Raw genomic sequence first — 23,351 nt, 5'->3', positions numbered from 1 at the left:
GATGAAAGTTTGGCCTGTCAAACATAGCCCGTTACTGCGTCAGCCCGAGCGCTTTATCGCCAGGGATGAGCTGAAGTCGCTGATTCAAAAGGTGACGCATAACCTGGTCAATATCCACGACAAAACCGGGCAATTTTTGCTGCGGCTGGACGACGGGCGCGTGATCGACACCAAAGGCTGGGCCGGATGGGAATGGACGCACGGCGTCGGCCTGTACGGGATCTGGCAGTACTACTGCCAGACGGGCGACGAAGGTATGCGCGAGATTATCGACGGCTGGTTTGCCGACCGTTTTGCGGAAGGCGCAACCACCAAAAACGTCAATACCATGTCACCGTTCCTGACGCTGGCCTATCGCTACGAAGAGACGAAAAACCCGGCCTGGCTGCCGTGGCTGGAAAGCTGGGCGGAATGGGCGATGAATGAGATGCCGCGTACCGATCGCGGCGGCATGCAGCACATCACCCTCGCGGAAGAGAACCATCAGCAGATGTGGGATGATACGCTGATGATGACGGTATTGCCGCTGGCGAAAATTGGCAAGCTGCTCAATAAACCGGAGTACGTTGAAGAGGCGGTCTATCAGTTCCTGCTGCACGTGCAAAACCTGATGGATCGGGAGACCGGCCTGTGGTTCCACGGCTGGAGCTATGACGGCAACCATAACTTCGCCAATGCCCGCTGGGCGCGCGGAAACAGCTGGCTGACCATCGTGATCCCGGACTTTCTCGAGCTGGTGGACCTGCCGGAAAACAACGCCGTGCGCCGCTATCTGGTGCAGGTGCTGAACGCGCAGGTTGCGGCGCTGGCGAAATGTCAGGACGAGAGTGGGCTGTGGCATACGCTGCTGGACGATCCAGACTCTTATCTTGAGGCGTCAGCCACCGCCGGGTTTGCCTACGGCATTCTGAAAGCGGTGCGCAAGCGCTATGTCGGCGCGGAGTATGCCGAAGTGGCAGAAAAAGCCATTCGCGGTATCGTGAAGAATATCTCACCGGAAGGGGAGCTGCTGCAAACGTCCTTCGGTACGGGGATGGGAAGCGATCTTGAGTTTTATCGCCAGATCCCGCTGACGTCGATGCCGTATGGGCAGGCGATGGCGATTCTCTGTTTGACGGAGTATTTGCGGAAATACTTCTGAACCTGTGGATATCCCCGGTGGCGCTGCGCTTGCCGGGGCTACAAAACAAAACCCGGCTTGCGCCGGGTTTTGTTTTTACATGCGTTCTACGGTTTCGATACCCAGGGTATCCAGACCTAGCTTCAGGGTCTTCGCCGTGAGCTGCGCCAGCTTCAAGCGGCTGTTGCGAACCGCTTCGCTTTCTGCGGACAGGATAGGGCAGTGCTCGTAGAAGCCGGAGAACAGACCCGCCAGATCGTACAGATAAGCACACATCACGTGCGGCGTACCGTCGCGTGCCACAACCGTCAGCGTCTCTTCGAACTGCAGCAGGCGCGCTGCCAGCTGTGCTTCGCGATCTTCGGTGATGCTCACCGTGGCGTTCGCCAGCACGCTTTCGTCGATGCTTGCCTTACGGAACACGGAGAGCACGCGGGTGTAGGCATACTGCATATAGGGCGCAGTGTTGCCTTCGAATGCCAGCATGTTATCCCAGTCGAAGATATAGTCAGTGGTACGGTTCTTGGACAGGTCCGCGTATTTGACCGCGCCGATACCGACAGCGTTAGCCAGTTTTTCCAGCTCGTCAGCAGGCATGTCCGGGTTCTTCTCCGCGACCAGGCGACGGGCGCGTTCCAGCGCTTCGTCCAGCAGGTCGGAGAGCTTAACGGTACCGCCCGCGCGGGTTTTGAACGGCTTACCGTCTTTACCCAGCATCATGCCGAACATGTGGTGTTCCAGCGGTACGGAATCCGGCACGTAACCGGCTTTACGTACGATAGTCCACGCCTGCATCAGGTGCTGGTGCTGGCGGGAGTCGATGTAATACAGCACGCGGTCAGCATGCAGGGTTTCGTAACGGTATTTCGCACAGGCGATATCGGTGGTGGTGTAGAGATAGCCGCCATCCTTTTTCTGGATGATGACGCCCATCGGTTCGCCTTCCTTGTTTTTGTACTCATCAAGGAACACAACCGTTGCACCTTCGCTCTCTACCGCCAGACCTTTGGCTTTCAGGTCTGCCACAATGCCAGGCAGCATCGGGTTGTAGAGGCTTTCACCCATCACGTCGTCGCGGGTCAGGGTGACGTTCAGGCGGTTATAGGTCAGCTGGTTCTGGGACATGGTGATGTCAACCAGCTTGCGCCACATCTCGAGGAAGTATCGATCGCCGCCCTGCAGTTTTACCACGTAGCTACGTGCGCGCTCGGCAAAGGCTTCGTCTTCGTCGTAGTGTTTTTTGGCTTCACGGTAGAACCCTTCCAGGTCCGCCAGCGCCATCTCGCCTGCGTTTTCCTGCTGCTGTTTTTCCAGGTAAGCAATCAGCATGCCGAACTGGGTTCCCCAGTCGCCCACGTGGTTCGCGCGGATCACTTTATGACCGAGGAATTCATTGGTACGCACGGAGGCGTCACCGATAATGGTGGAGCGCAGGTGGCCAACGTGCATCTCTTTTGCCACGTTTGGCGCGGAGTAGTCGATCACGACGGTCTGCGCCTTCGGTTGACTCACACCGAGACGGTCTGATTTCAGCGCAGCGTCAACGTGGCTTGCCAGGAACGCAGGCTCGAGGAAGATGTTGATAAAGCCCGGACCGGCGATTTCGGTTTTGCTGGCAATGCCGGAAAGATCCAGATGCGTCAGTACCTGCTCAGCGAGCTGTCGCGGCGGCATGCCCAGTTTTTTAGCCACTGCCATCACGCCATTAGCCTGATAGTCGCCAAACTGTACTTTTGCTGACTGACGAACCTGCGGTTCGCAATCCGCAGGCGCGCCTGCGGCAATCAGTGCCTGACTGACTTTTTCTGAGAGAAGAGCCTGAATATTCACCTGGATACCTTACGTTTTTGGTGCGGGGGAACAACGACCCGCGCCCGTTAAAGAATTTAGGGCGGGAGTATACTGCAAATGCCCTCTGGCGTCAGCATTGCGGGGGCTGAAGATAGTACAGAATCCAGGCTAAGAAGGTGTGCATAATCATGCAGTCGTAAAAACCCCTATTCTGCGGTTGGTCGAAAGAGGGGAACAGAGTAAATTAGCGGCTTTGCGACATGATAAGAGACTGACATATGGCGAACTGGCAAACCATTGACGAACTGCATGATATTTCCGCAGATTTACCGCGCTTCACTCAGGCGTTCACAGAACTTGCCACCCGCCTGGGTCTGGAGATCGCACCGCTTGAGGCCGATCACATCTCTCTGCGCTGTCACCAGAATGCGACAGCCGAGCGCTGGCGTCGCGGTTTCGAGCAGTGCGGTGAACTGCTATCTGAGAATATCATTAACGGTCGACCAATCTGCCTGTTCAAACTGCATGAACCGGTGTGTGTCGCGCACTGGCAATTCACCGTGGTCGAACTGCCGTGGCCGGGTGAGAAACGTTATCCGCATGAAGGCTGGGAGCACATCGAAATTGTATTGCCGGGCGAGCCTGAAACGCTGAGCGCGCGCGCGCTGGCGCTGTTATCCGACGAGGGCTTAAGCCAGCCGGGCATTTTTGTGAAAACGAGTTCCCCGAAAGGTGAGCGCGAGCGTTTACCCAACCCGACGCTTGCGGTGACGGACGGACAGGTGACGGTGAAGTTCCATCCGTGGACGATCGAACAGATCGTCGCCAGTGAAGCGTAAGAGTTGTGAATTCACGCCAGGACTGAAATAGGGCGGCGTGCCATGATGGTGCGTTGAGTGAAATTTAAGGAGGATTACATGGCGCTGCTGGAGATTTGTTGTTACAGCGTGGAGTGTGCCGTCACCGCGCAAAAACACGGAGCTGACCGCGTTGAACTGTGCGCGGCACCGAAAGAGGGCGGGCTGACGCCCTCCTGCGGCGTGTTGAAGTCTGCCCGTCAGGCCATCACCATTCCCGTTCACCCGATTATTCGTCCGCGCGGCGGTGATTTTTGTTACACGGCGGGCGAGTTCAGTGCCATGCTTGATGATATCGCGCTCGTTCGGGAACTGGGGTTCCCGGGGATGGTTACCGGTCTACTGGATGAAGACGGCAATATTGATATACCGCGCATGCGTCAGGTCATGAGCGCCGCGCAGGGGCTGGTAGTCACTTTTCATCGTGCATTTGATATGTGTAAAGATCCGCTTCAGGCCTTTGAAACGCTTGGAGAACTTGGCGTGGCGCGCATTCTGACATCGGGTCAGCAGTCGTCAGCGGAAAAAGGACTGCAATTAATTACGGAACTAAAAGCACATTCCGGTGTTCCAATAATCATGGCGGGCGCAGGAGTACGCGCCAGCAATCTGGAACTGTTTTTAGACGCAGGGGTAGAAGAGCTTCACAGCTCGGCAGGTCAATGGATACCGTCACCCATGCGTTATCGCAATACAGGGTTGTCTATGTCGACGGATGCTGAAGCGGATGAGTACTCACGCTACGGTGTAGAGGGAGAGTCGGTTGCGGTAATGAAATCGTTGATTGAACGTCATCACGTGTAGCAACGTACCGATTTTTACCGCGCATCATGTCGCCCAATATGATGCTTGCTTGTACCAGGCCCCTGCAATTTCAACAGGGGCCTTTTTTTATTCTTTGCCCCTCACCCTAACCCTCTCCCCAAAGGGGAGAGGGGACTGCACGGAGCGGTCTTGGGGAGAGGGCCGGGGTGAGGGGTAAAATCTACGGCTTTGTCGCAATCAACACTGCACGCATCGGAGCCGGGTAGCCTTCAATGGTTTTGCTGTGGTCGGCCGGGTCGAGGAACTGCTCCAGCGATTCGGTGATCATCCAGTCGGTGCGGCGCTGTTCTTCGAGAGAGGTCACGCTGACATCCGCAATCCGCACATCCACAAACCCGCATTTTTCCAGCCAGTTTTTCAGCGCCAGCGCGGAAGGAATGAAATAGACGTTGCGCATCTGCGCGTAGCGATCGCCCGGCACCAGAACGGCATGTTCATCACCTTCAATCACCAGCGTTTCCAGCACCAGTTCGCCGCCGCTGACCAGCTGGTCTTTCAGTTGCCAGAGATGTTCAAGCGGGGAACGACGGTGGTACAGCACGCCCATGGAGAAGACGGTATCAAAGGCTTTCAGGGCAGGGAGTTGCTCAATGCCCAGCGGCAGCAGGTGCGCGCGCTGGTCATTGCCCAGCAGTTTACGCACCGCTTCAAACTGGCACAGGAACAGCTGCATCGGATCGATACCGACCGCCAGATGCGCACCCGCACCAATCATGCGCCACATGTGATAACCGCTGCCGCAGCCCACGTCGAGAATGGTGCGCCCGCTCAGGTCGGACAGATGTGGCAGAACGCGATCCCATTTCCAGTCTGAGCGCCATTCGGTATTAATGTCCACACCGTACAGCGAGAACGGCCCTTTGCGCCACGGCATCAGGTTACGCATCAGGGTCTCGATGCGGTTTATCTGCCCGGCAGGGAGCGGCTCTTCACTTTCCGCCGTCACGCTGTGCAGCAGATCCAGACGGTGCGGCGTCAGTTCCGGCAGAAACTCCACCGCGTTGGACCACTGCTTTAGCAGCCCATGCTGCTGATCGCGCTGCCAGGTGGCGATTTGCGCAGGCAGAGTTTCCAGCCAGTGGGAGAGATGATTTTTTGCAATCAGCTGATAGAAATTGCCGAACTCAATCATGCTGCATCCTCAGCTTTCAGCGCCACCAGAGAGCCAAAGTTAAAGCACTGGAACCACAGTTCACTGTGCTCAAATCCCGCCTGGCGCAGGCGCGCCTTGTGGGTTTCTACGGAGTCCGTCAGCATCACGTTTTCGAGCATGCTGCGTTTCTGGCTGATCTCCAGCTCGCTGTAGCCGTTCGCACGCTTGAAATCATGGTGCATGTTGAACAGCAGTTCGCCCACGTTAGCGTCTTCAAAGCTGAACTTCTCTGAGAGCACCAGCGCGCCGCCGGGGTTCAGACCGTTATAAATTTTGTCCAGCAGCAGCTGGCGGTCTTCAGGCACCAGGAACTGCAGGGTAAAATTCAGTACTACCATCGACGCGTTCTTGATCTCGATATCACGAATATCGCCTTCCACCACCTCGACAGGGGTGGGTGCTTTATAGGCGTCAATGTGGCGGCGACAGCGTTCTACCATGGCCGGAGAGTTATCGACGGCAATGATTTTGCAGTCATCCTGACGTACGTTACGACGGATCGACAGCGTTGCCGCGCCGAGCGAACAGCCCAGGTCATAGACCTGCGTGCCGGGTTGAACGAAACGTTCAGCCAGCATGCCGATCATAGAAATAATATTGGAGTAACCGGGAACAGAGCGCTGGATCATATCCGGGAAGACTTCGGCTACCCGTTCATCAAAGGTCCAGTCGCCCAGGCTGGCGATAGGCGCGGAAAAAAGCGTGTCGCGATCTGACATAACGTAAAAATCCGGGAAAAATAAAGGGGCGTATTGTGCGCTAACGGAAGGAGAAAACCAACTCCCACGGCATATACCAAAGGTTAGCCAGCACCATCAGCACAAGCGAACACCAGGTCGCGCTCATGCCGGAACGACGCCAGCGAAATACGCGGTGGTGGTAGCCATAATAATGCATTAACCGACCCGCAATCAGGAGCAGGCCGCAGACGTGCACCATCCAGGTTTCTGCCCCGTTCATTTCCATAAACAGCAGCAGGATCAGCGCGACGGGAATGTACTCAACCGCATTACCGTGAATGCGAATGGCGCTCTGCAGTTCGGAAAAACCACCGTCACCGTAGGAGACGCGGTATTGCATTCTCAGGCGCACAACATCAAATGAAAACTTAATCAGCAGTAATGCACCTAACACCGCATACAGCGCGCTGACCATACAAACTCCCTGTTATTTGGCAGATGGCACCTCTCTATGATAAGTGCCTTCCTTAAAAAAGAGAAGATTGTTGTGGAATAGAAGGGGCGCTGCCGACGGACGGTACCGCGGCCTGCAAGGCCTGCCAGAGAGCATCGACCAGTTCGGGAGCCTGGGCAATGTCGGGGGTATGCAGGAAAAGATAGGGCGTGGTCGTTTGCTCCCATTTCGCTAACGTTTGCAGCCAGACGGCAAACATGTCCTGATTTTGCTGCATGTTATCGCTGCCGATGAATCTGACCATTGGATTTTTTGCGGTCACGATGGCGTGCACCGGGACTTTTGGCTTCTTGCGCTGGGCATCCACAATAGCCTCATTGTGTGGAATTGCGCTGTGTACCGGACGGCTATCGAGGATCACCCGGTTAATGGAACGTTCTAGAAGACCGCGATTGAGTGCGCGTTCGGCCTCACCTTTCGCAAAGAAGTCCTGGTGCCGCACTTCAACGCCGTAGGTGAATTCACGGGGCAGAGCATCCAGGAATTGCCACAGCGCGGGCAAGTCGCGGGGGCCAAAGGTTGCAGGAAGCTGGAGCCAGTATTGGCCAATCCGGTTGGCCAGCGGGGACATACGCGTAAAGAACTCTTCGGTTAAGTCCCCGCAGTTACGCAGCGCGGCGTTGTGGGAGATCGTCGCCGGAAATTTAAAGCAGAAGCGAAACGCGTCCGTGGTTTGTTCCCGCCAGCGCTCGACAATCTCTGCTTTGGGGAGCGCGTACAGCGTGGTATTACCCTCGACGCAGTTGAAGTGTCGGGCATACTCTTCAAGGCTGGTGATGCCCAGACGCACCCATTTCGGGTGCGACCACTGGGGCAGGCCCACGTACATCATAAGGCGCTTAAAATCTCGCTTGTGCTGCGAACGCGACCAATGCGCGGGAAGATGTGGGTCATGCTGCCCTGATGCTGCTCCGCAGATGCCGCGCTGCACGCGTCTTCTGCAATCACCAGGTTAAAACCTAATTCCCAGGCATTGCGGGCCGTAGATTCCACGCCGATGTTGGTGGAGATCCCGCACAGGATAAGGGTGTCGATCCCGCGACGGCGCAGCTGTAGCTCCAGATCGGTGCCGTAAAACGCGCCCCACTGGCGTTTGGTGACTTCGATATCGCTGTCGCGTTTGCCGAGCGAGAGAGGATATGTCCACCAGTTGTCCGGCAATGCGTGCGCGGCAGCCTGTGCGTCGACCGGTTGTTTCAAGGCTTCGGCGAAATCCGCTGACCAGCCGACGCGTACCATGATAACAGGCGCACCGCTGGCGCGGCATTTTTCCGCGAGGCGGGCCGCACGGCTGACCACATCGTCAGCGGTATGTGGGCCACCGGCAAAGGGGAGGATCCCTTCCTGTAAATCAATCACCACAAGTGCAGTTTTGGTGGCATCAAGTGTCAGCATAGTTACTCCAGTTAAATGAATAGCGTCGGCTACACCTTACGACGTGATGGCCTGTTATCGGTCGGATAATTTTGTTAATTTTTGTGAGAATACGCAATAAGAGTGCAGCAAACGAGCGTCAGGCCGCGCTTCTCTCTTATCGTCCGGCGGAATTTCCAGTATAATAGCCGCCTTTTTTCATCCAGTTGTGACATACAGAAAGCTGCGACATCGTGGCCTGCAAGACAGGCGACAATCAGCCTGCGGCTAATTAAGGGATATCTCATGCGTACAGAATATTGCGGGCAGCTGCGTCAGTCCCACGTCGGGCAGCAGGTTACCCTGTGTGGTTGGGTCAACCGTCGTCGTGATCTTGGTAGCCTTATCTTCATCGATATGCGCGACCGCGAAGGTATCGTTCAGGTGTTCTTCGATCCGGATCGCGCCGAGGCGTTGAAGCTGGCTTCTGAGCTGCGTAATGAGTTCTGCATTCAGGTCACCGGCACCGTGCGTGCGCGTGACGAGAAAAACGTTAACGCAGACATGGCGACCGGTGCGATTGAAGTCCTGGCGTCTGACCTCGTTATTATCAACCGTGCTGAAGCGCTGCCGCTGGACTCAAACCACGTCAACACTGAAGAAGCGCGTCTTAAGTATCGTTACCTGGATCTGCGTCGCCCGGAGATGGCTCAGCGACTGAAAACCCGTGCGAAAATCACCAGCCTGGTGCGTCGCTTTATGGATGACCACGGTTTCCTCGATATCGAAACCCCGATGCTGACCAAAGCCACGCCGGAAGGCGCGCGCGATTATCTGGTCCCGTCCCGCGTCCACAAAGGCAAATTCTACGCGCTGCCACAGTCTCCTCAGCTGTTTAAACAGCTGCTGATGATGTCCGGCTTCGATCGCTATTATCAGATCGTGAAATGCTTCCGCGACGAAGACCTGCGCGCTGACCGTCAGCCAGAATTTACCCAGATCGACGTCGAAACCTCTTTCATGACCGCCGAGCAGGTGCGTGAAGTGATGGAAGCGCTGGTGCGCGGCCTGTGGAACGACGTGAAAGGCGTTGAGCTGGGTGACTTCCCAATCATGACCTTCGCCGAAGCCGAACGCCGTTACGGTTCTGATAAACCAGACCTGCGCAACCCGATGGAGCTGGTGGACGTGGCAGACCTGGTGAAAGCCGTTGAGTTCGCGGTATTCGCGGGCCCGGCGAACGATCCGAAAGGTCGCGTGGCGGCGTTGCGCGTTCCGGGCGGTGCTGCCCTGAGCCGTAAGCAGATCGACGATTACGGCAACTTCATTAAGATCTACGGTGCGAAAGGTCTGGCCTATATTAAAGTGACCGAGCGCGCGAAAGGTCTGGAAGGGATCACCAGCCCGGTGGCGAAATTCCTGAACGCAGACATCGTGGAAGCGATCCTTGAGCGCACCGGTGCGCAGGACGGCGACATGATCTTCTTCGGCGCGGACAATAAGAAAGTCGTTGCGGATGCGATGGGCGCGCTGCGTCTGAAGCTCGGCAAAGACCTGAGCCTGACCGACGAAAACAAATGGGCGCCGCTGTGGGTGATCGACTTCCCAATGTTTGAAGACGACGGTGAAGGCGGTCTGACCGCGATGCACCACCCGTTCACCTCGCCAAAAGACATGAGCGCGGCAGAGTTGAAAGCGGCGCCGGAAGACGCGGTCGCGAACGCTTATGACATGGTTATCAACGGCTACGAAGTGGGTGGCGGTTCCGTGCGTATTCACAGCGGCGAAATGCAGCAGACCGTGTTTGGCATTCTCGGCATTAACGAGCAAGAGCAGCGCGAGAAGTTCGGCTTCCTGCTGGATGCTCTGAAATACGGCACGCCTCCACACGCGGGTCTGGCATTTGGTCTTGACCGTCTGACCATGCTGCTGACCGGCACCGATAACATCCGTGATGTTATTGCCTTCCCGAAAACCACTGCTGCCGCGTGTCTGATGACCGAAGCGCCAAGCTTTGCCAACCCGGCCTCTCTGGCTGAGCTGGGCATTGAAGTGGTGAAGAAGGAAGAGAAAAACTGATATGGCATATAAGCTTCCCGTTTCTGTCCTGGTGGTCATTTATGCAGAAGACACGAAGCGGGTGCTGATGTTGCAGCGGCGCGACGATCCTGATTTCTGGCAGTCGGTTACCGGCAGTCTGGAAGAGGGGGAAACCGCACCGCAGGCCGCCGCGCGTGAAGTAAAGGAAGAGGTCGCCATTGATGTTGCTCGCGAGCAACTGACCCTGAAGGACTGTCAGCGCACGGTGGAGTTTGAAATTTTTAGCCATTTACGTCATCGCTATGCGCCGGGTATCGAACGCAATACGGAATCGTGGTTCTGTCTTGCGCTACCCCACGAACGGGAGGTCGTGTTCACTGAACACCTGACCTACCGCTGGGTGAATGCGGCGGATGCCGCCGCACTCACCAAGTCGTGGAGCAACCGGCAGGCGATTGAAGAATTTGTAATTAACGCAGCCTGAGAAGGCGCGATTTTTGGAGAACTTTTTATGGCAGGTCATAGTAAGTGGGCCAACACCAAACACCGCAAAGCGGCACAGGATGCCAAGCGCGGTAAGATCTTTACCAAAATCATTCGCGAGCTGGTGACAGCAGCACGTCTGGGCGGCGGCGACCCTGCTTCTAACCCGCGTCTGCGTGCGGCTGTGGATAAAGCGCTGTCGAACAACATGACGCGTGACACCCTGAACCGTGCTATTGCACGTGGCGTGGGCGGCGATGAAGACGCGAACATGGAAACCATCATTTATGAAGGTTACGGTCCTGGCGGTACGGCGGTGATGGTTGAGTGCCTGTCCGACAACCGTAACCGCACCGTTGCGGAAGTGCGCCACGCGTTCACTAAAACCGGTGGCAACCTGGGCACTGACGGTTCCGTGGCTTACCTGTTCAGCAAAAAAGGCGTCATCTCCTTCGAGAAAGGCGACGAAGATGTGATCATGGAAGCGGCACTGGAAGCCGGTGCGGAAGACGTGGTGACCTTTGATGACGGTGCTATCGACGTCTACACCGCGTGGGAAGAGATGGGTGCCGTGCGCGACGCGCTGGAAGCGGCTGGCCTGAAAGCGGATAACGCTGAAGTCTCCATGATCCCGTCCACCAAAGCGGACATGGATGCAGAAACTGCACCAAAACTGTTGCGTCTGATCGACATGCTCGAAGACTGCGACGACGTGCAGGAAGTGTATCACAACGGTGAAATCTCTGATGAGGTTGCAGCGACTCTCTAATGAGAGCGTATAAATCCGTTACAGGAGACGCGTGATGTCGATTATTCTCGGGATTGACCCAGGCTCACGCGTCACCGGTTATGGCGTTATCCGTCAGGTTGGACGCCAGCTAACCTACCTGGGCAGCGGCTGTATTCGCACCAAAGTTGACGATCTGCCGTCGCGCCTGAAGCTCATTTATGCGGGCGTGTCGGAGATCATCACCCAGTTTCAGCCCGACTATTTCGCCATTGAGCAGGTCTTTATGGCGAAAAACGCCGATTCGGCGCTCAAGCTCGGGCAGGCGCGCGGCGTTGCCATCGTTGCTGCCGTGAACCAGGATTTGCCGGTATTCGAATATGCTGCAAGACAGGTTAAGCAGACGGTGGTGGGTATTGGTAGCGCGGAGAAAAGCCAGGTGCAGCACATGGTGCGCACTTTGCTGAAGCTTCCCGCGAACCCGCAGGCCGACGCCGCGGATGCGCTGGCCATTGCGATTACCCACTGTCACGTCAGCCAGAACGCGATGCAGATGAGCGAGTCGCGGCTCAATCTGGCGAGAGGCAGGTTACGATAATGACAAATCAGGCTGGATAAACATCCAGCCTTTTTTTATTATGTCGCCAGTCAATATTTTTCCAGAACGCAGGAGCGTCACGTGATAGGCAGACTCAGAGGCATCATCATTGAAAAACAACCCCCGTTAGTGCTGCTGGAAGTGGGTGGCGTGGGCTATGAAGTCCATATGCCGATGACCTGCTTCTACGAGCTGCCAGACGCGGGCAAAGAGGCGATAGTCTTTACCCAGTTTGTGGTGCGTGAAGATGCTCAGCTGCTGTACGGCTTCAATAACAAGCAGGAACGCACCCTGTTCCGCGAGCTGATTAAGACCAACGGCGTCGGACCGAAGCTGGCGCTGGCGATCTTATCCGGCATGTCCGCTCCACAGTTTGTGAATGCCGTTGAGCGTGAAGATCCTGCTGCGTTGATTAAACTGCCGGGTATCGGCAAGAAAACCGCCGAGCGTTTGATTGTCGAAATGAAAGACCGCTTTAAAGGTCTGCACGGCGATCTGTTTACCCCGGCGGCCGACCTGGTGCTGACGTCCCCAGGCGCGCCTGCGTCGGATGACGATGCGGAACAGGAAGCGGTTGCTGCGCTGGTGGCGCTGGGCTATAAACCTCAGGAGGCCAGCCGTATGGTGAGTAAAATTGCTAAACCGGATGCCAGCAGTGAAACCCTGATTCGTGAAGCGCTGCGCGCTGCATTGTGAGGTAAAGGATGATTGAAGCAGACCGCCTGGTATCGGCAGGCACAATTCAGGCAGATGACCTGGTGGATCGCGCGATCCGCCCCAAACTGCTTGATGAGTATATCGGCCAGCCGCAGGTTCGTTCCCAGATGGAGATCTTCATCCAGGCGGCAAAACTTCGCGGCGATGCGCTCGATCATCTGTTGATTTTCGGCCCACCGGGGTTAGGTAAAACCACGCTGGCGAATATCGTTGCTAATGAAATGGGCGTTAACCTGCGCACCACTTCCGGCCCGGTGCTGGAGAAAGCGGGGGATCTGGCAGCAATGCTCACCAACCTTGAGCCGCACGACGTGCTGTTTATCGATGAAATCCACCGCCTGTCGCCGGTTGTAGAAGAGGTGCTCTATCCGGCGATGGAGGACTACCAGCTGGATATCATGATCGGCGAAGGTCCGGCGGCACGTTCCATCAAAATCGATCTGCCGCCGTTTACCCTGATTGGCGCCACGACGCGCGCCGGGTCGTTAACTTCTCCGCTGCGCGACCGTTTTGGCATCGTGCAGCGCCTGGAGTTTTACCAGGTGCCCGATCTCCAGCATATTGTTGGCCGTAGCGCCCGCTATATGGGTCTGGAGATGAGCGAAGAGGGCGCGTTTGAAGTGGCGAAGCGTTCCCGCGGTACGCCGCGTATCGCTAACCGCCTGCTGCGCCGCGTGCGTGATTTTGCCGAAGTGAAGCATGATGGCACGATTTCCGCAGAGATCGCCGCCCAGGCGCTGGATATGTTGAACGTCGATGCGGAAGGCTTCGATTACATGGACCGTAAGCTACTGCTGGCGGTACTGGACAAGTTCTTTGGCGGCCCGGTCGGACTGGATAACCTGGCGGCGGCAATCGGAGAAGAGCGAGAGACGATTGAGGATGTGCTGGAGCCGTATCTGATCCAACAGGGCTTCCTGCAGCGTACGCCGCGTGGGCGGATGGCAACGGTGCGGGCATGGAACCATTTCGGCATTACGCCACCGGCAATGCCGTAAATAATGCCGGGTGGCGGCTACGCCTTACCCGGCCTACAATTTGGCCTTTGTAGCCCCGGTAAGCGAAGCGCCACCGGGGATATTCTGACTACTGCGCGGTCTTTTTCATCATACTGAAGATAAACAGCGCCGCCGCACACAGCACCACTGACGGCCCCGCTGGCGTGTCGTAGAACGCCGAGAAGGTTAACCCACCCGTTACCGCAATCATCCCGATAATAACGGCCACACCGGCCATCTGCTCAGGCGTACGAGCGAAACGACGCGCGGTTGCCGCAGGGATGATCAGCAGCGACGTGATAATCAGCGCACCGACGAACTTCATCGCCACGCCGATGGTTAATGCCGTCACCAGCATCAGCAGCAGCTTCACGCGCTGCAGCTTCACACCGTCGACAAACGCCAGGTCCGGGCTGACGGTCATCGCCAGCAAATTACGCCACTGCCAGAGCAGAATAGCGAGCACCACCACCACGCCGATGGCGATAGAGATGAGGTCTTCCGGCGTCACGGCCAGCAGGTCACCAAACAGGTATGCCATCAGGTCAACGCGGATATTCGACATCAAACTGACGACCACCAGGCCGAGAGAGAGGGCACTGTGCGCCATAATGCCAAGCAACGTGTCTATCGCAAGATGAGGGCGTTTCTCCAGCCAGACCAGACCGGCCGCCAGCAGCAGCGTGACCACAATCACCGCGTAGAAAGGATTGACGTCCAGTAACAGGCCAAAAGCCACACCTAACAGAGAAGCATGGGCCAGCGTATCGCCGAAATAGGACATTCTGCGCCACACCACAAACGAGCCCAGCGGGCCCGCGGCGCAGGCAAGCATAATCCCGGCCAGCCAGCCGGGCAGTAACAGTTCAATCATGAGTGTCCGTTTCCCCGGCGCAGGACAATTCGTCCCTGTAAATCATGGCGGTGGTTATGATGATGGCGGTAAATCCCCAGCTGTTCAGCACCACGCGGGCCGAACATTGAGATGAATTCCGGGTGCATCGAGACCACTTCCGGCGTGCCGGAGCAGCAGATGTGATGATTCAGACATAGCACTTCGTCAGTTTTCGCCATCACCAGATGCAGATCGTGAGAGACCATTAACACCGCGCAATCAAGCTCACGACGTAGCTGGTCGATCAAATCATAAAGCGCAACCTGACCGTTCACGTCCACACCCTGGGTGGGTTCATCCAGTACCAGCAGCTGCGGGCTGCTCAACAGTGCGCGGGCAAGCAACACGCGCTGGGTTTCACCGCCAGAAAGCTTTTGTAAAGGGGCGTCGACAAGATGGCCTGCCTGTACGCGTTTCAGCGCCGGGAGGATATCGGCCTTACGGGTACCCGGGCGCAGACGCAGAAAGCGACTGACCGTCAGCGGCAGCGTGGCGTCCAGGTGTAATTTTTGCGGCACATAGCCGATACGCAGTTTATCTTCACGTTTGATAACACCTTCATCGAGGGCCACCAGACCCAGTACCACGCGCACGAGCGTAGATTTGCCTGCGCCATTAGGGCCAAGCAGCGTAAGAATTTTGCCGGGTTTTAGATCCAGTGACACGTCAGAAAGGACGCGGCGCTGACCGAATGATACCGACACATTTTCAAGAGAAACCAAAGTCGTCATGTTAATTTAAGCTTGCAGAAGTCAACGAATGTTATAATATCACATTCCACGCATTCATTACGATGATTAGTCGCATTATGTTACATAAAAATACGCTTCTTTTCGCAGCATTATCCGCTGCGCTTTGGGGGACAACAGCACAAGATGTTAACGCCGCCGTTGTCGCTTCGCTAAAACCGCTTGGATTCATTGCCGCCGCCATTGCAGATGGGGTGACTGAGACCGAGGTTCTGCTCCCGGATGGTGCATCCGAGCACGATTATTCATTGCGCCCGTCTGATGTAAAACGCTTACAAAACGCGGACTTAGTTGTTTGGATTGGTCCGGAAATGGAAGCGTTTATGCAGAAGTCGGCTAAACAGGTTCCTGCTAACAAACAGGTCACCATTGCCGAACTGTCAGGCGTTAAACCGTTGCTGATGAAAGGCTCTGAGGACGAGGGTGACGAACACGACCACGATCATGCTCACGACGAAAAAGGTGACGAGCATCACCATCACGGCGAGTACAACATGCATCTCTGGCTCTCCCCAGAGATAGCGCGGCTCTCGGCGGTTGCAATCCATGACAAATTAGTGGAACTTATGCCGCAAAGTCGAGTCCAACTCGACGCCAACCTGAAAGCGTTTGAGGCTCAATTAGCTGCAACCGACAAGCAGGTGGCTACCGAGCTCGCACCGCTAAAAGGAAAAGGGTATTTCGTTTTTCATGACGCCTATGGCTATTACGAAAAACACTACGGCCTGACCCCGCTGGGGCATTTTACCGTCAACCCTGAAATTCAGCCTGGTGCGCAGCGTTTACATGAAATCAGAACACAGTTGGTTGAGCAAAAAGCGACGTGCGTTTTTGCTGAGCCACAGTTCAGGCCAGCGGTCGTAGAAGCCGTGGCCAGGGGAACATCCGTGCGCATGGGAACCCTTGACCCGCTAGGTACGAACATCCAGTTGAGCAAAGCGAGCTATTCGCAGTTCCTCAGCCAACTGGCGAATCAGTATGCGAGCTGCCTGAAAGGAGATTAACGAGGAAGTGAATACGTGCAACAGATAGCCCGCTCTGTCGCCCTGGCATTTAACAATCTGCCTCGACCCCATCGCGTTATGCTGGGGTCGCTTACAGTTCTCACCTTAGCGGTCGCCGTCTGGCGGCCCTATGTTTACCACCCGAGTTCTGCCCCTATCATTAAAACCATCGAGCTTGAGAAAAGTGAGATCCGTTCGCTGTTGCCTGAGGCCAGTGAACCTATCGACCAGGCTGCTCAGGAAGATGAAGCTATCCCGCAGGATGAACTGGACGATAAAATCTCCAATGAAGCAGGTATCCATGAATATGTCGTGTCAACCGGTGATACGCTGAGCAGCGTGCTCAACCAGTACGGTATCGACATGGGGAATATCAGCCAGCTCGCGGCCTCGGACAAAGATCTCCGTAATCTGAAAATTGGTCAACAGCTCTCCTGGACCTTAACCGCAGATGGCGATTTACAACGTCTGACCTGGGAGATGTCCCGCCGCGAAACCCGCACTTACGATCGCACTGCAAACGGTTTCAAAATGACCAGCGAACTGCAGCAGGGCGACTGGGTTAACAGCGTGATGAACGGCACCGTCGGGGCGAGCTTTGTTTCCAGCGCGCGCGATGCCGGGCTGACCAGCGCTGAAATCAGCTCGGTGATCAAAGCCATGCAGTGGCAGATGGATTTCCGCAAACTGAAAAAAGGCGACGAATTCTCCGTGCTGATGTCCCGTGAAATGCTGGACGGCAAGCGTGAGCAGAGCCAGCTGGTGGGCGTTCGTTTACGCTCTGATGGCAAAGATTATTACGCGATCCGTGCCGAAGACGGTAAGTTCTACGACCGCAGCGGTACGGGGCTTGCGAAGGGCTTCCTGCGCTTCCCAACGGCTAAGCAGTTCCGTGTCTCATCAAACTTCAACCCGCGCCGTCTTAACCCTGTCACCGGACGCGTTGCGCCGCACCGTGGTGTAGACTTCGCGATGCCTCAAGGTACACCAGTGCTGTCGGTTGGCGATGGCGAAGTGGTCATGGCAAAACGCAGCGGTGCGGCAGGGTATTACGTGGCTATCCGTCACGGTCGTACTTACACCACGCGCTATATGCACCTGCGTAAGCTGCTGGTTAAGCCTGGCCAGAAAGTGAAGCGTGGCGACCGCATTGCGCTTTCGGGTAACACCGGTCGTTCAACCGGCCCGCATCTCCATTATGAAGTGTGGATCAACCAGCAGGCCGTGAATCCGCTGACGGCGAAATTGCCGCGTACCGAAGGTCTGACGGGTAAAGATCGTACCGATTACCTGGCACAGGTCAAAGAGGTGTTGCCACAGCTGCGCTTTGATTAAACCATCTGTTTGTTAATGAAGCCGGCGTCTGTATGCGCCGGCTTTTTCTTTTGTACGCAAGCGGCTGCCTCGCTACACTATCTGAATATATTTTTGCGTCACCAGACCCTGGAACCAGCATGGAAACCAAAAAAAACAATATTGAATACATTCCTGAGTTTGAAAAATCTTTTCGCCATCCGCGCAACTGGGGCGCCTGGCTTGGGGTTTATGCCTTTGCTGGCATAGCGTTGCTGCCTGCTTCCGTGCGCGATCCCGTTCTGGGTAAAATTGGCCGTCTGGCCGGGCGTTTAGGCAAGAGCGCCCGCCGTCGCGCGCAGATCAACCTTTACTACTGTTTTCCTGAAAAAAGCGAGGCCGAGCGCGAAGCCATCATTGATGAGATGTACACTACCGCGCCGCAGGCAATGGCGATGATGGCCGAACTGGCGCTGAAAGGGCCTGAGAAGATCGTCGACCGCGTCGACTGGAAAGGGCTGGAAATCATCGAAGAAATGCGTCGCAACGACGAAAAAGTTATTTTCCTCGTGCCTCACGGTTGGGGCGTTGATATTCCGGCGATGCTGATGGCTTCTCAGGGCCAGAAAATGGCGGCGATGTTCCATAACCAGGGCAACAAGATCTATGATTTTGTCTGGAACACGGTGCGTCGTCGTTTTGGCGGACGTTTGCATGCGCGAAACGATGGCATCAAGCCGTTTATTCAGTCGGTACGTCAGGGGTACTGGGGCTATTATCTGCCGGATCAGGACCACGGCCCGGAGCACAGCGAGTTTGTCGATTTCTTTGCAACGTACAAAGCCACGCTGCCTGCGATTGGTCGCCTGATGAAGGTTTGCCGTGCTCGCGTGATCCCGCTGTTCCCGGTCTATGACGGCAAAACGCATCGTCTGAGCATTGAGGTGCGTCCGCCGATGGATGACCTGCTGACCGCAGACGATCGCACTATCGCGCGGCGTATGAATGAAGAGGTGGAAATCCTGGTGGGGCCGCATGCCGAACAGTACACATGGATACTTAAGCTGCTGAAAACGCGTAAACCGGGTGAAACAGAGCCGTACAAGCGTAAAGAGCTTTTCCCGAAGAAATAAAAAAACTTCCCCCCCTCACCCTGACCCTCTCCCCAAAGGGGAGAGGGGAACGCACAGTTAGCCGTTATTATTCGACGGTTAATACGCGGGTGGTGTTGGTTGAGCCGATGGTGCTCATCACATCACCCTGCGTCACGATGACGATATCACCGGACACCAGGTAACCTTTGTCGCGCAGCAGGTTCACTGCATCGTGCGCGGCAGCGACGCCATCATTGGTGCTGTCGAAGTGAACCGGGGTAACGCCGCGGTACAGCGCCGTCAGGTTCAGCGTACGTTCGTGACGGGACATGGCGAAGATCGGCAGGCCGGAGCTGATACGTGAGGTCATCAGCGCGGTGCGGCCAGATTCGGTCATGGTGATGATAGCAGTCACGCCTTTCAGGTGGTTGGCTGCGTACATCGCAGACATCGCAATCGCTTCTTCCACGTTGTCGAACTGAATGTCCAGACGGTGTTTAGAGACGTTAATGCTTGGGATCTTCTCAGCACCCAGACACACGCGCGCCATGGCGGCCACGGTTTCTGCCGGATACTGGCCCGCAGCGGTTTCCGCAGACAGCATGACCGCATCGGTACCGTCCAGCACGGCGTTAGCCACGTCCATCACTTCCGCACGGGTTGGCATTGGGTTAGTGATCATGGACTCCATCATCTGGGTCGCGGTGATCACCGCGCGGTTCAGCTGACGCGCGCGACGGATCAGCGCTTTCTGAATCCCAACCAGTTCCGGGTCACCAATTTCCACGCCGAGGTCACCACGGGCAACCATTACCACGTCAGAGGCCAGAATCACGTCGTCCATCGCGTCCTGATCGCACACGGCTTCAGCACGCTCCACTTTGGCAACGATCTTCGCATCGCAGCCTGCATCACGCGCCAGACGACGGGCATAGTTCAGGTCTTCGCCGCAGCGCGGGAAGGAGACGGCAAGGTAATCAACGCCAATTTGCGCCGCAGTCACGATATCCGCTTTGTCTTTGTCGGTCAGCGCTTCTGCTGAGAGGCCGCCGCCGAGTTTGTTGATGCCTTTATTGTTCGAGAGCGGGCCACCGACGGTTACTTCGGTGAATACTTTCATGCCCTGTACTTCGAGGACTTTCAGCTGTACGCGTCCGTCATCGAGCAGCAGGATGTCGCCAGGCACAACGTCAGCAGGCAGACCTTTATAGTCGATACCCACTTTCTCTTTGTCGCCTTCGCCCTTGCTCAGATTGGCATCCAGCAGGAATTTATCGCCGATATTGAGGAAGACTTTGCCTTCTTTAAAGGTCGATACGCGGATTTTGGGACCCTGGAGGTCACCGAGAATGGCAACATGGCGACCCAGTTTAGCTGCGATTTCACGCACTTTATCGGCACGTAATTTATGGTCTTCTGGCGTACCGTGAGAGAAGTTCATACGCACCACGTTGGCACCCGCGGCGATAATCTTTTCGAGATTATTATCGCGATCGGTAGCCGGGCCTAATGTAGTTACGATCTTGGTTCTGCGAAGCCTTCTGGACATGTAATACTCCGTTGACTGAAACAACTTTGGTGTTGCGTGAACATTAAATCGGCCTTCATCTGCCGCAAGGCAGCAAAGAGGGGACCGAATGCCGTAAGTGGTACATCTTAGTTATTAGGGAATATCGCTCTTTATAAGCAATTCCTTATCAAAACGCGATTCCTTGAGCGCTTCCTTGACACGCTTCAAGTTATCTCTGAATTTTGCACCCCTGCGCAAGGTAAAACCGGTCGCCAGCACGTCAATCACCGTTAGCTGCGCCAGACGTGACACCATAGGCATATACATGTCGGTGTCTTCCGGCACGTCCAGAGTGATGGCGAGCGTCGCTTCCCGCGCCAGCGGCGTACCTGCTGTCGTCAGGGCAATCACCATGGCATCGTTCTCACGTGCCAGCTGCGCCAGCTCAACCTGGCTCTTGGTGCGCCCGGTGTGCGAGATCAGTACCACGACATCATCTTCGCTACAATTCATACAGCTCATGCGTTGCAGCACAATGTCATCGGTATAAATCACCGGCACGTTAAAGCGGAAGAACTTGTTCATGGCATCATGCGCCACGGCAGCCGACGAGCCAAGACCGAAGAATGCAATGCGTTTGGCCTGTGTCAGTAAATCGACCGCACGATTGACCGCGCCCATGTCCAGCGACTGGCGTACGTGGTCCAGTGTTGCCATGGCGGATTCAAATATTTTCGCTGTGTATGCATCAACGCTGTCGTCTTCATCCACATTGCGATTAACATACGGGGTGCCGTTTGCCAGACTTTGTGCCAGATGCAGTTTAAAATCAGGAAAGCCGCGCGTTTCCAGGCTGCGGCAGAATCGATTAACCGTCGGTTCGCTGACGCCCGATTCCTGCGCCAGAGCGGCGATGCTTGAATGAATCGCCTGAGCGGGAGAGGCAAGAATAACTTCGGCCACTTTTCGCTCGGATTTGCTAAGGTGTTCCAGTTGAAACTGGATTTTTTCCAGCATGTTCATTGTTAACAGGGCGCTCGTGGGGGTGGAAACGATTTCATTAATCGCTGAAATCGAGATTCGATTTAGCCGATATTACCCCTGTGTTTTACTAAAGGGTAACAGTCGACAAGAAATGTTGTTGTTTTTTTTCATTACTTGATCGATGTCGGATTTTGCCGGGACCCTGTTGCGCAAAGAATCGACGTTTGTTGCGTCATTGCGCCATCGCTAACGTCTGCAAGCCGGAAAATCACGGTATCGCACGCGACGTTAAGCGCTAATGGTTTCAGGAATGACGTAAAAGCAGTACAGTGCATTGTAATAAAATTACAACGATACCTGGCAGAAGCACCAGGTGATCTAACTGAGGAGAATGACATGGCGGTAACGCAAACAGCCCAGGCATGTGACCTGGTCATTTTCGGCGCGAAAGGCGATTTAGCACGCCGAAAATTGCTGCCTTCCCTGTATCAACTGGAGAAAGCGGGCCAAATTCATCCGGATACCCGTATCCTGGGTGTTGGGCGCGCCGACTGGGACAAGGACGCTTATACAAAAGTGGTGCGCGAAGCGCTCGAAACGTTCATGAAAGAGAAAATTGATGAAAGTTTGTGGGACACGCTGAGCGGACGCCTTGATTTCTGCAATCTGGACGTGAACGACGTAAGTGCCTTTACTCGTCTGGGCGAGATGCTGGATCAAAAAAATCGCGTCACCATTAACTATTTTGCGATGCCGCCAAGCACCTTCGGCGCGATCTGCAAAGGTCTGGGCGAAGCGAAGCTGAACGCCAAACCGGCACGCGTCGTGATGGAAAAACCGCTGGGTACGTCACTGGCAACGTCACGTGAAATCAACGACCAGGTGGGCGAGTTCTTTGAAGAGTGTCAGGTCTACCGTATTGACCACTACCTCGGTAAAGAGACGGTACTGAACCTGCTGGCGCTGCGCTTTGCGAACTCCCTGTTTGTGAACAACTGGGACAACCGTACCATCGACCACGTGGAAATCACCGTGGCGGAAGAGGTGGGCATTGAAGGTCGCTGGGGTTACTTTGACCAGGCCGGTCAAATGCGCGACATGATCCAGAACCACCTGCTGCAAATTCTGTGCATGATTGCCATGTCTCCACCGTCTGACCTGACGGCGGACAGCATTCGTGACGCCAAAGTGAAAGTGCTGAAATCGCTGCGCCGCATCGACCGTTCCAACGTGCGTGAGAAGACCGTCCGCGGTCAGTACACCGCCGGGTTTGCTCAGGGTAAAAAAGTGCCTGGCTATCTGGAAGAAGAGGGCGCAAACAAGTCCAGCAACACCGAGACCTTCGTGGCGATCCGCGTAGATATCGACGACTGGCGCTGGGCGGGAGTTCCGTTCTACCTGCGTACCGGGAAACGTCTGCCTGCTAAATGTTCCGAAGTGGTGGTTTACTTCAAAAACCCAGAGCTGAACCTGTTCAAAGAGTCCTGGCAGGAGCTGCCGCAGAACAAACTGACCATTCGTCTGCAGCCGGACGAGGGCGTGGATATCCAGATCCTGAACAAAGTACCAGGTTTGGATCACAAACATAACCTGCAGACCACCAAGCTGGATCTGAGCTACTCCGAAACCTTCAACCAGACGCACCTGGCAGATGCTTACGAGCGTCTGCTGCTGGAGACGATGCGCGGTATCCAGGCGCTGTTCGTGCGTCGCGACGAAGTGGAAGAGGCGTGGAAATGGGTCGACTCCATCACCGAAGCCTGGGCTGCCGATCAGGATGCGCCAAAACCGTATCAGGCAGGGACCTGGGGACCGGTCGCATCGGTTGCGATGATCACCCGTGACGGTCGCTCCTGGAACGAGTTTGAGTGACAGTAACCTTTAGCCCAAAGGTGTTATTTTACCGGTAACATGATCTAGCACAGCTAGCGGCATATTTTTTAAACTTTTAAGCTCCGCGTGGATT

At 55.6% G+C, this 23,351-nt stretch carries 23 protein-coding genes; 13 read left to right on the top strand and 10 right to left on the bottom strand.

Going from position 1 to position 23,351, the window contains the following annotated elements; translation table 11 throughout:
* The first annotated feature begins 1 nt into the window (after position 1).
* Positions 2 to 1,141: a beta-galactosidase BglB gene (bglB, locus tag N2K86_RS13125; protein WP_260661677.1), complete on the top strand. Its 1,140-nt coding sequence runs from the start codon at positions 2 to 4 to the stop codon at positions 1,139 to 1,141.
* Between the two features lie 75 nt (positions 1,142 to 1,216).
* On the opposite strand, the gene argS is transcribed toward bglB, so the two are convergent.
* Positions 1,217 to 2,950, bottom strand: coding sequence for an arginine--tRNA ligase (argS, locus tag N2K86_RS13120; RefSeq protein WP_260658886.1), 1,734 nt, complete (start codon positions 2,948 to 2,950; stop codon positions 1,217 to 1,219).
* Positions 2,951 to 3,189: 239 nt separating this feature from the next.
* Here argS and N2K86_RS13115 point away from each other — a divergent pair, with 239 nt between their 5' ends.
* Together N2K86_RS13115 and cutC are read left to right on the top strand one after the other, a co-directional pair.
* Positions 3,190 to 3,750: a VOC family protein gene (locus N2K86_RS13115; RefSeq protein ID WP_260658885.1), complete on the top strand. Its 561-nt coding sequence runs from the start codon at positions 3,190 to 3,192 to the stop codon at positions 3,748 to 3,750.
* Between the two features lie 78 nt (positions 3,751 to 3,828).
* Entirely contained in the window at positions 3,829 to 4,572 is a 744-nt protein-coding gene (cutC, locus tag N2K86_RS13110) for a copper homeostasis protein CutC (protein WP_260661676.1), read from the top strand.
* 181 nt (positions 4,573 to 4,753) lie between these two features.
* Here cutC and cmoB read toward each other — a convergent pair whose 3' ends face one another.
* From cmoB to N2K86_RS13085, 5 genes are read right to left on the bottom strand one after another with little or no spacing between them, the layout of a single operon-like run.
* Positions 4,754 to 5,725, bottom strand: coding sequence for a tRNA 5-methoxyuridine(34)/uridine 5-oxyacetic acid(34) synthase CmoB (cmoB, locus tag N2K86_RS13105; RefSeq protein WP_260658884.1), 972 nt, complete (start codon positions 5,723 to 5,725; stop codon positions 4,754 to 4,756).
* Positions 5,722 to 6,465: a carboxy-S-adenosyl-L-methionine synthase CmoA gene (cmoA, locus tag N2K86_RS13100; protein WP_260658883.1), complete on the bottom strand. Its 744-nt coding sequence runs from the start codon at positions 6,463 to 6,465 to the stop codon at positions 5,722 to 5,724. Before cmoA ends, cmoB begins: the two co-directional genes overlap by 4 nt.
* A gap of 40 nt (positions 6,466 to 6,505) precedes the next feature.
* Positions 6,506 to 6,901 carry an MAPEG family protein gene (locus N2K86_RS13095; protein WP_010432562.1) on the bottom strand — a complete coding sequence of 132 codons (396 nt, stop codon included), beginning with the start codon at positions 6,899 to 6,901 and terminating at the stop codon, positions 6,506 to 6,508.
* 52 nt (positions 6,902 to 6,953) lie between these two features.
* Positions 6,954 to 7,772 (bottom strand): DUF72 domain-containing protein, encoded by an 819-nt coding sequence (locus tag N2K86_RS13090; protein ID WP_260658882.1) that lies wholly within the window; start codon positions 7,770 to 7,772, stop codon positions 6,954 to 6,956.
* On the bottom strand, positions 7,769 to 8,335 hold the full coding sequence (locus tag N2K86_RS13085) for a hydrolase (protein WP_260658881.1): 567 nt from the start codon (positions 8,333 to 8,335) through the stop codon (positions 7,769 to 7,771). The genes N2K86_RS13090 and N2K86_RS13085 overlap by 4 nt, the downstream gene beginning before the upstream one ends.
* 264 nt (positions 8,336 to 8,599) lie before the next feature.
* Here N2K86_RS13085 and aspS point away from each other — a divergent pair, with 264 nt between their 5' ends.
* The 6 genes from aspS (at position 8,600) to ruvB (ending at position 13,856) form a co-directional block, all read left to right on the top strand.
* Positions 8,600 to 10,372 carry an aspartate--tRNA ligase gene (aspS, locus tag N2K86_RS13080; RefSeq protein WP_010432570.1) on the top strand — a complete coding sequence of 591 codons (1,773 nt, stop codon included), beginning with the start codon at positions 8,600 to 8,602 and terminating at the stop codon, positions 10,370 to 10,372.
* Position 10,373: 1 nt separating this feature from the next.
* Entirely contained in the window at positions 10,374 to 10,817 is a 444-nt protein-coding gene (gene nudB, locus N2K86_RS13075) for a dihydroneopterin triphosphate diphosphatase (RefSeq protein ID WP_260658880.1), read from the top strand.
* 27 nt (positions 10,818 to 10,844) lie between these two features.
* Positions 10,845 to 11,585, top strand: coding sequence for a YebC/PmpR family DNA-binding transcriptional regulator (locus N2K86_RS13070; RefSeq protein ID WP_047345933.1), 741 nt, complete (start codon positions 10,845 to 10,847; stop codon positions 11,583 to 11,585).
* 34 nt (positions 11,586 to 11,619) lie between these two features.
* Entirely contained in the window at positions 11,620 to 12,141 is a 522-nt protein-coding gene (ruvC, locus tag N2K86_RS13065; RefSeq protein WP_003859749.1) for a crossover junction endodeoxyribonuclease RuvC, read from the top strand.
* An 81-nt stretch (positions 12,142 to 12,222) separates the two neighbouring features.
* Positions 12,223 to 12,837, top strand: a complete 615-nt coding sequence (gene ruvA, locus N2K86_RS13060; protein WP_010432577.1) for a Holliday junction branch migration protein RuvA — start codon at positions 12,223 to 12,225, stop codon at positions 12,835 to 12,837.
* Positions 12,838 to 12,845: 8 nt separating this feature from the next.
* The gene (ruvB, locus tag N2K86_RS13055) at positions 12,846 to 13,856 is read left to right on the top strand and encodes a Holliday junction branch migration DNA helicase RuvB (RefSeq protein WP_260658879.1); all 1,011 of its coding nucleotides are present in this window, start codon (positions 12,846 to 12,848) and stop codon (positions 13,854 to 13,856) included.
* Positions 13,857 to 13,944: 88 nt separating this feature from the next.
* On the opposite strand, the gene znuB is transcribed toward ruvB, so the two are convergent.
* Both znuB and znuC read right to left on the bottom strand, forming a co-directional pair.
* Positions 13,945 to 14,730 (bottom strand): zinc ABC transporter permease subunit ZnuB, encoded by a 786-nt coding sequence (gene znuB / locus N2K86_RS13050; RefSeq protein ID WP_260658878.1) that lies wholly within the window; start codon positions 14,728 to 14,730, stop codon positions 13,945 to 13,947.
* Positions 14,727 to 15,482, bottom strand: a complete 756-nt coding sequence (gene znuC / locus N2K86_RS13045; RefSeq protein ID WP_260658877.1) for a zinc ABC transporter ATP-binding protein ZnuC — start codon at positions 15,480 to 15,482, stop codon at positions 14,727 to 14,729. The genes znuB and znuC overlap by 4 nt, the downstream gene beginning before the upstream one ends.
* 77 nt (positions 15,483 to 15,559) lie before the next feature.
* Between znuC and znuA the strand changes: the two genes are divergently transcribed.
* The 3 genes from znuA to lpxM all read left to right on the top strand — a co-directional run bounded on the left by znuA (position 15,560) and on the right by lpxM (position 18,930).
* A complete protein-coding gene (gene znuA / locus N2K86_RS13040; protein WP_260658876.1) occupies positions 15,560 to 16,504 on the top strand; it encodes a zinc ABC transporter substrate-binding protein ZnuA in 945 nt (314 codons plus the stop codon).
* A gap of 15 nt (positions 16,505 to 16,519) precedes the next feature.
* Positions 16,520 to 17,839, top strand: coding sequence for a murein DD-endopeptidase MepM (mepM, locus tag N2K86_RS13035; RefSeq protein ID WP_260658875.1), 1,320 nt, complete (start codon positions 16,520 to 16,522; stop codon positions 17,837 to 17,839).
* A 119-nt stretch (positions 17,840 to 17,958) separates the two neighbouring features.
* Entirely contained in the window at positions 17,959 to 18,930 is a 972-nt protein-coding gene (gene lpxM / locus N2K86_RS13030; RefSeq protein ID WP_260658874.1) for a lauroyl-Kdo(2)-lipid IV(A) myristoyltransferase, read from the top strand.
* Between the two features lie 67 nt (positions 18,931 to 18,997).
* On the opposite strand, the gene pyk is transcribed toward lpxM, so the two are convergent.
* Both pyk and N2K86_RS13020 read right to left on the bottom strand, forming a co-directional pair.
* Complete coding sequence (gene pyk, locus N2K86_RS13025; protein ID WP_010432595.1) at positions 18,998 to 20,440, bottom strand: pyruvate kinase; 1,443 nt, start codon at positions 20,438 to 20,440, stop codon at positions 18,998 to 19,000.
* Positions 20,441 to 20,554: 114 nt separating this feature from the next.
* Positions 20,555 to 21,424, bottom strand: a complete 870-nt coding sequence (locus N2K86_RS13020; RefSeq protein WP_260658873.1) for a MurR/RpiR family transcriptional regulator — start codon at positions 21,422 to 21,424, stop codon at positions 20,555 to 20,557.
* Positions 21,425 to 21,781: 357 nt separating this feature from the next.
* Between N2K86_RS13020 and zwf the strand changes: the two genes are divergently transcribed.
* Positions 21,782 to 23,257, top strand: coding sequence for a glucose-6-phosphate dehydrogenase (gene zwf / locus N2K86_RS13015; RefSeq protein WP_089598193.1), 1,476 nt, complete (start codon positions 21,782 to 21,784; stop codon positions 23,255 to 23,257).
* The last annotated feature ends 94 nt before the right edge of the window (positions 23,258 to 23,351 follow it).

The sequence above is a fragment of the Enterobacter mori genome (assembly GCF_025244905.1).
In the GTDB taxonomy this organism is placed as follows: domain Bacteria; phylum Pseudomonadota; class Gammaproteobacteria; order Enterobacterales; family Enterobacteriaceae; genus Enterobacter; species Enterobacter mori_A.
Note: the sequence above shows the minus strand (reverse complement) of the source record. Positions and strands in the feature narration are given on the sequence as shown.

Excerpts from the sequence above, each read along its gene's own strand:
- aspS (WP_010432570.1), top strand. The coding sequence starts at position 8,600 with ATGCGTACAGAATATTGCGGGCAGCTGCGTCAGTCCCACGTCGGGCAG.
- N2K86_RS13020 (WP_260658873.1), bottom strand. The coding sequence starts at position 21,424 with ATGAACATGCTGGAAAAAATCCAGTTTCAACTGGAACACCTTAGCAAA.
- ruvB (WP_260658879.1), top strand. The coding sequence starts at position 12,846 with ATGATTGAAGCAGACCGCCTGGTATCGGCAGGCACAATTCAGGCAGAT.
- zwf (WP_089598193.1), top strand. The coding sequence starts at position 21,782 with ATGGCGGTAACGCAAACAGCCCAGGCATGTGACCTGGTCATTTTCGGC.
- cmoB (WP_260658884.1), bottom strand. The coding sequence starts at position 5,725 with ATGATTGAGTTCGGCAATTTCTATCAGCTGATTGCAAAAAATCATCTC.
- znuC (WP_260658877.1), bottom strand. The coding sequence starts at position 15,482 with ATGACGACTTTGGTTTCTCTTGAAAATGTGTCGGTATCATTCGGTCAG.
- znuA (WP_260658876.1), top strand. The coding sequence starts at position 15,560 with ATGTTACATAAAAATACGCTTCTTTTCGCAGCATTATCCGCTGCGCTT.
- ruvC (WP_003859749.1), top strand. The coding sequence starts at position 11,620 with ATGTCGATTATTCTCGGGATTGACCCAGGCTCACGCGTCACCGGTTAT.
- bglB (WP_260661677.1), top strand. The coding sequence starts at position 2 with ATGAAAGTTTGGCCTGTCAAACATAGCCCGTTACTGCGTCAGCCCGAG.
- pyk (WP_010432595.1), bottom strand. The coding sequence starts at position 20,440 with ATGTCCAGAAGGCTTCGCAGAACCAAGATCGTAACTACATTAGGCCCG.
- N2K86_RS13095 (WP_010432562.1), bottom strand. The coding sequence starts at position 6,901 with ATGGTCAGCGCGCTGTATGCGGTGTTAGGTGCATTACTGCTGATTAAG.
- nudB (WP_260658880.1), top strand. The coding sequence starts at position 10,374 with ATGGCATATAAGCTTCCCGTTTCTGTCCTGGTGGTCATTTATGCAGAA.
- N2K86_RS13115 (WP_260658885.1), top strand. The coding sequence starts at position 3,190 with ATGGCGAACTGGCAAACCATTGACGAACTGCATGATATTTCCGCAGAT.
- znuB (WP_260658878.1), bottom strand. The coding sequence starts at position 14,730 with ATGATTGAACTGTTACTGCCCGGCTGGCTGGCCGGGATTATGCTTGCC.
- lpxM (WP_260658874.1), top strand. The coding sequence starts at position 17,959 with ATGGAAACCAAAAAAAACAATATTGAATACATTCCTGAGTTTGAAAAA.
- N2K86_RS13070 (WP_047345933.1), top strand. The coding sequence starts at position 10,845 with ATGGCAGGTCATAGTAAGTGGGCCAACACCAAACACCGCAAAGCGGCA.
- N2K86_RS13085 (WP_260658881.1), bottom strand. The coding sequence starts at position 8,335 with ATGCTGACACTTGATGCCACCAAAACTGCACTTGTGGTGATTGATTTA.
- cmoA (WP_260658883.1), bottom strand. The coding sequence starts at position 6,465 with ATGTCAGATCGCGACACGCTTTTTTCCGCGCCTATCGCCAGCCTGGGC.
- cutC (WP_260661676.1), top strand. The coding sequence starts at position 3,829 with ATGGCGCTGCTGGAGATTTGTTGTTACAGCGTGGAGTGTGCCGTCACC.
- N2K86_RS13090 (WP_260658882.1), bottom strand. The coding sequence starts at position 7,772 with ATGATGTACGTGGGCCTGCCCCAGTGGTCGCACCCGAAATGGGTGCGT.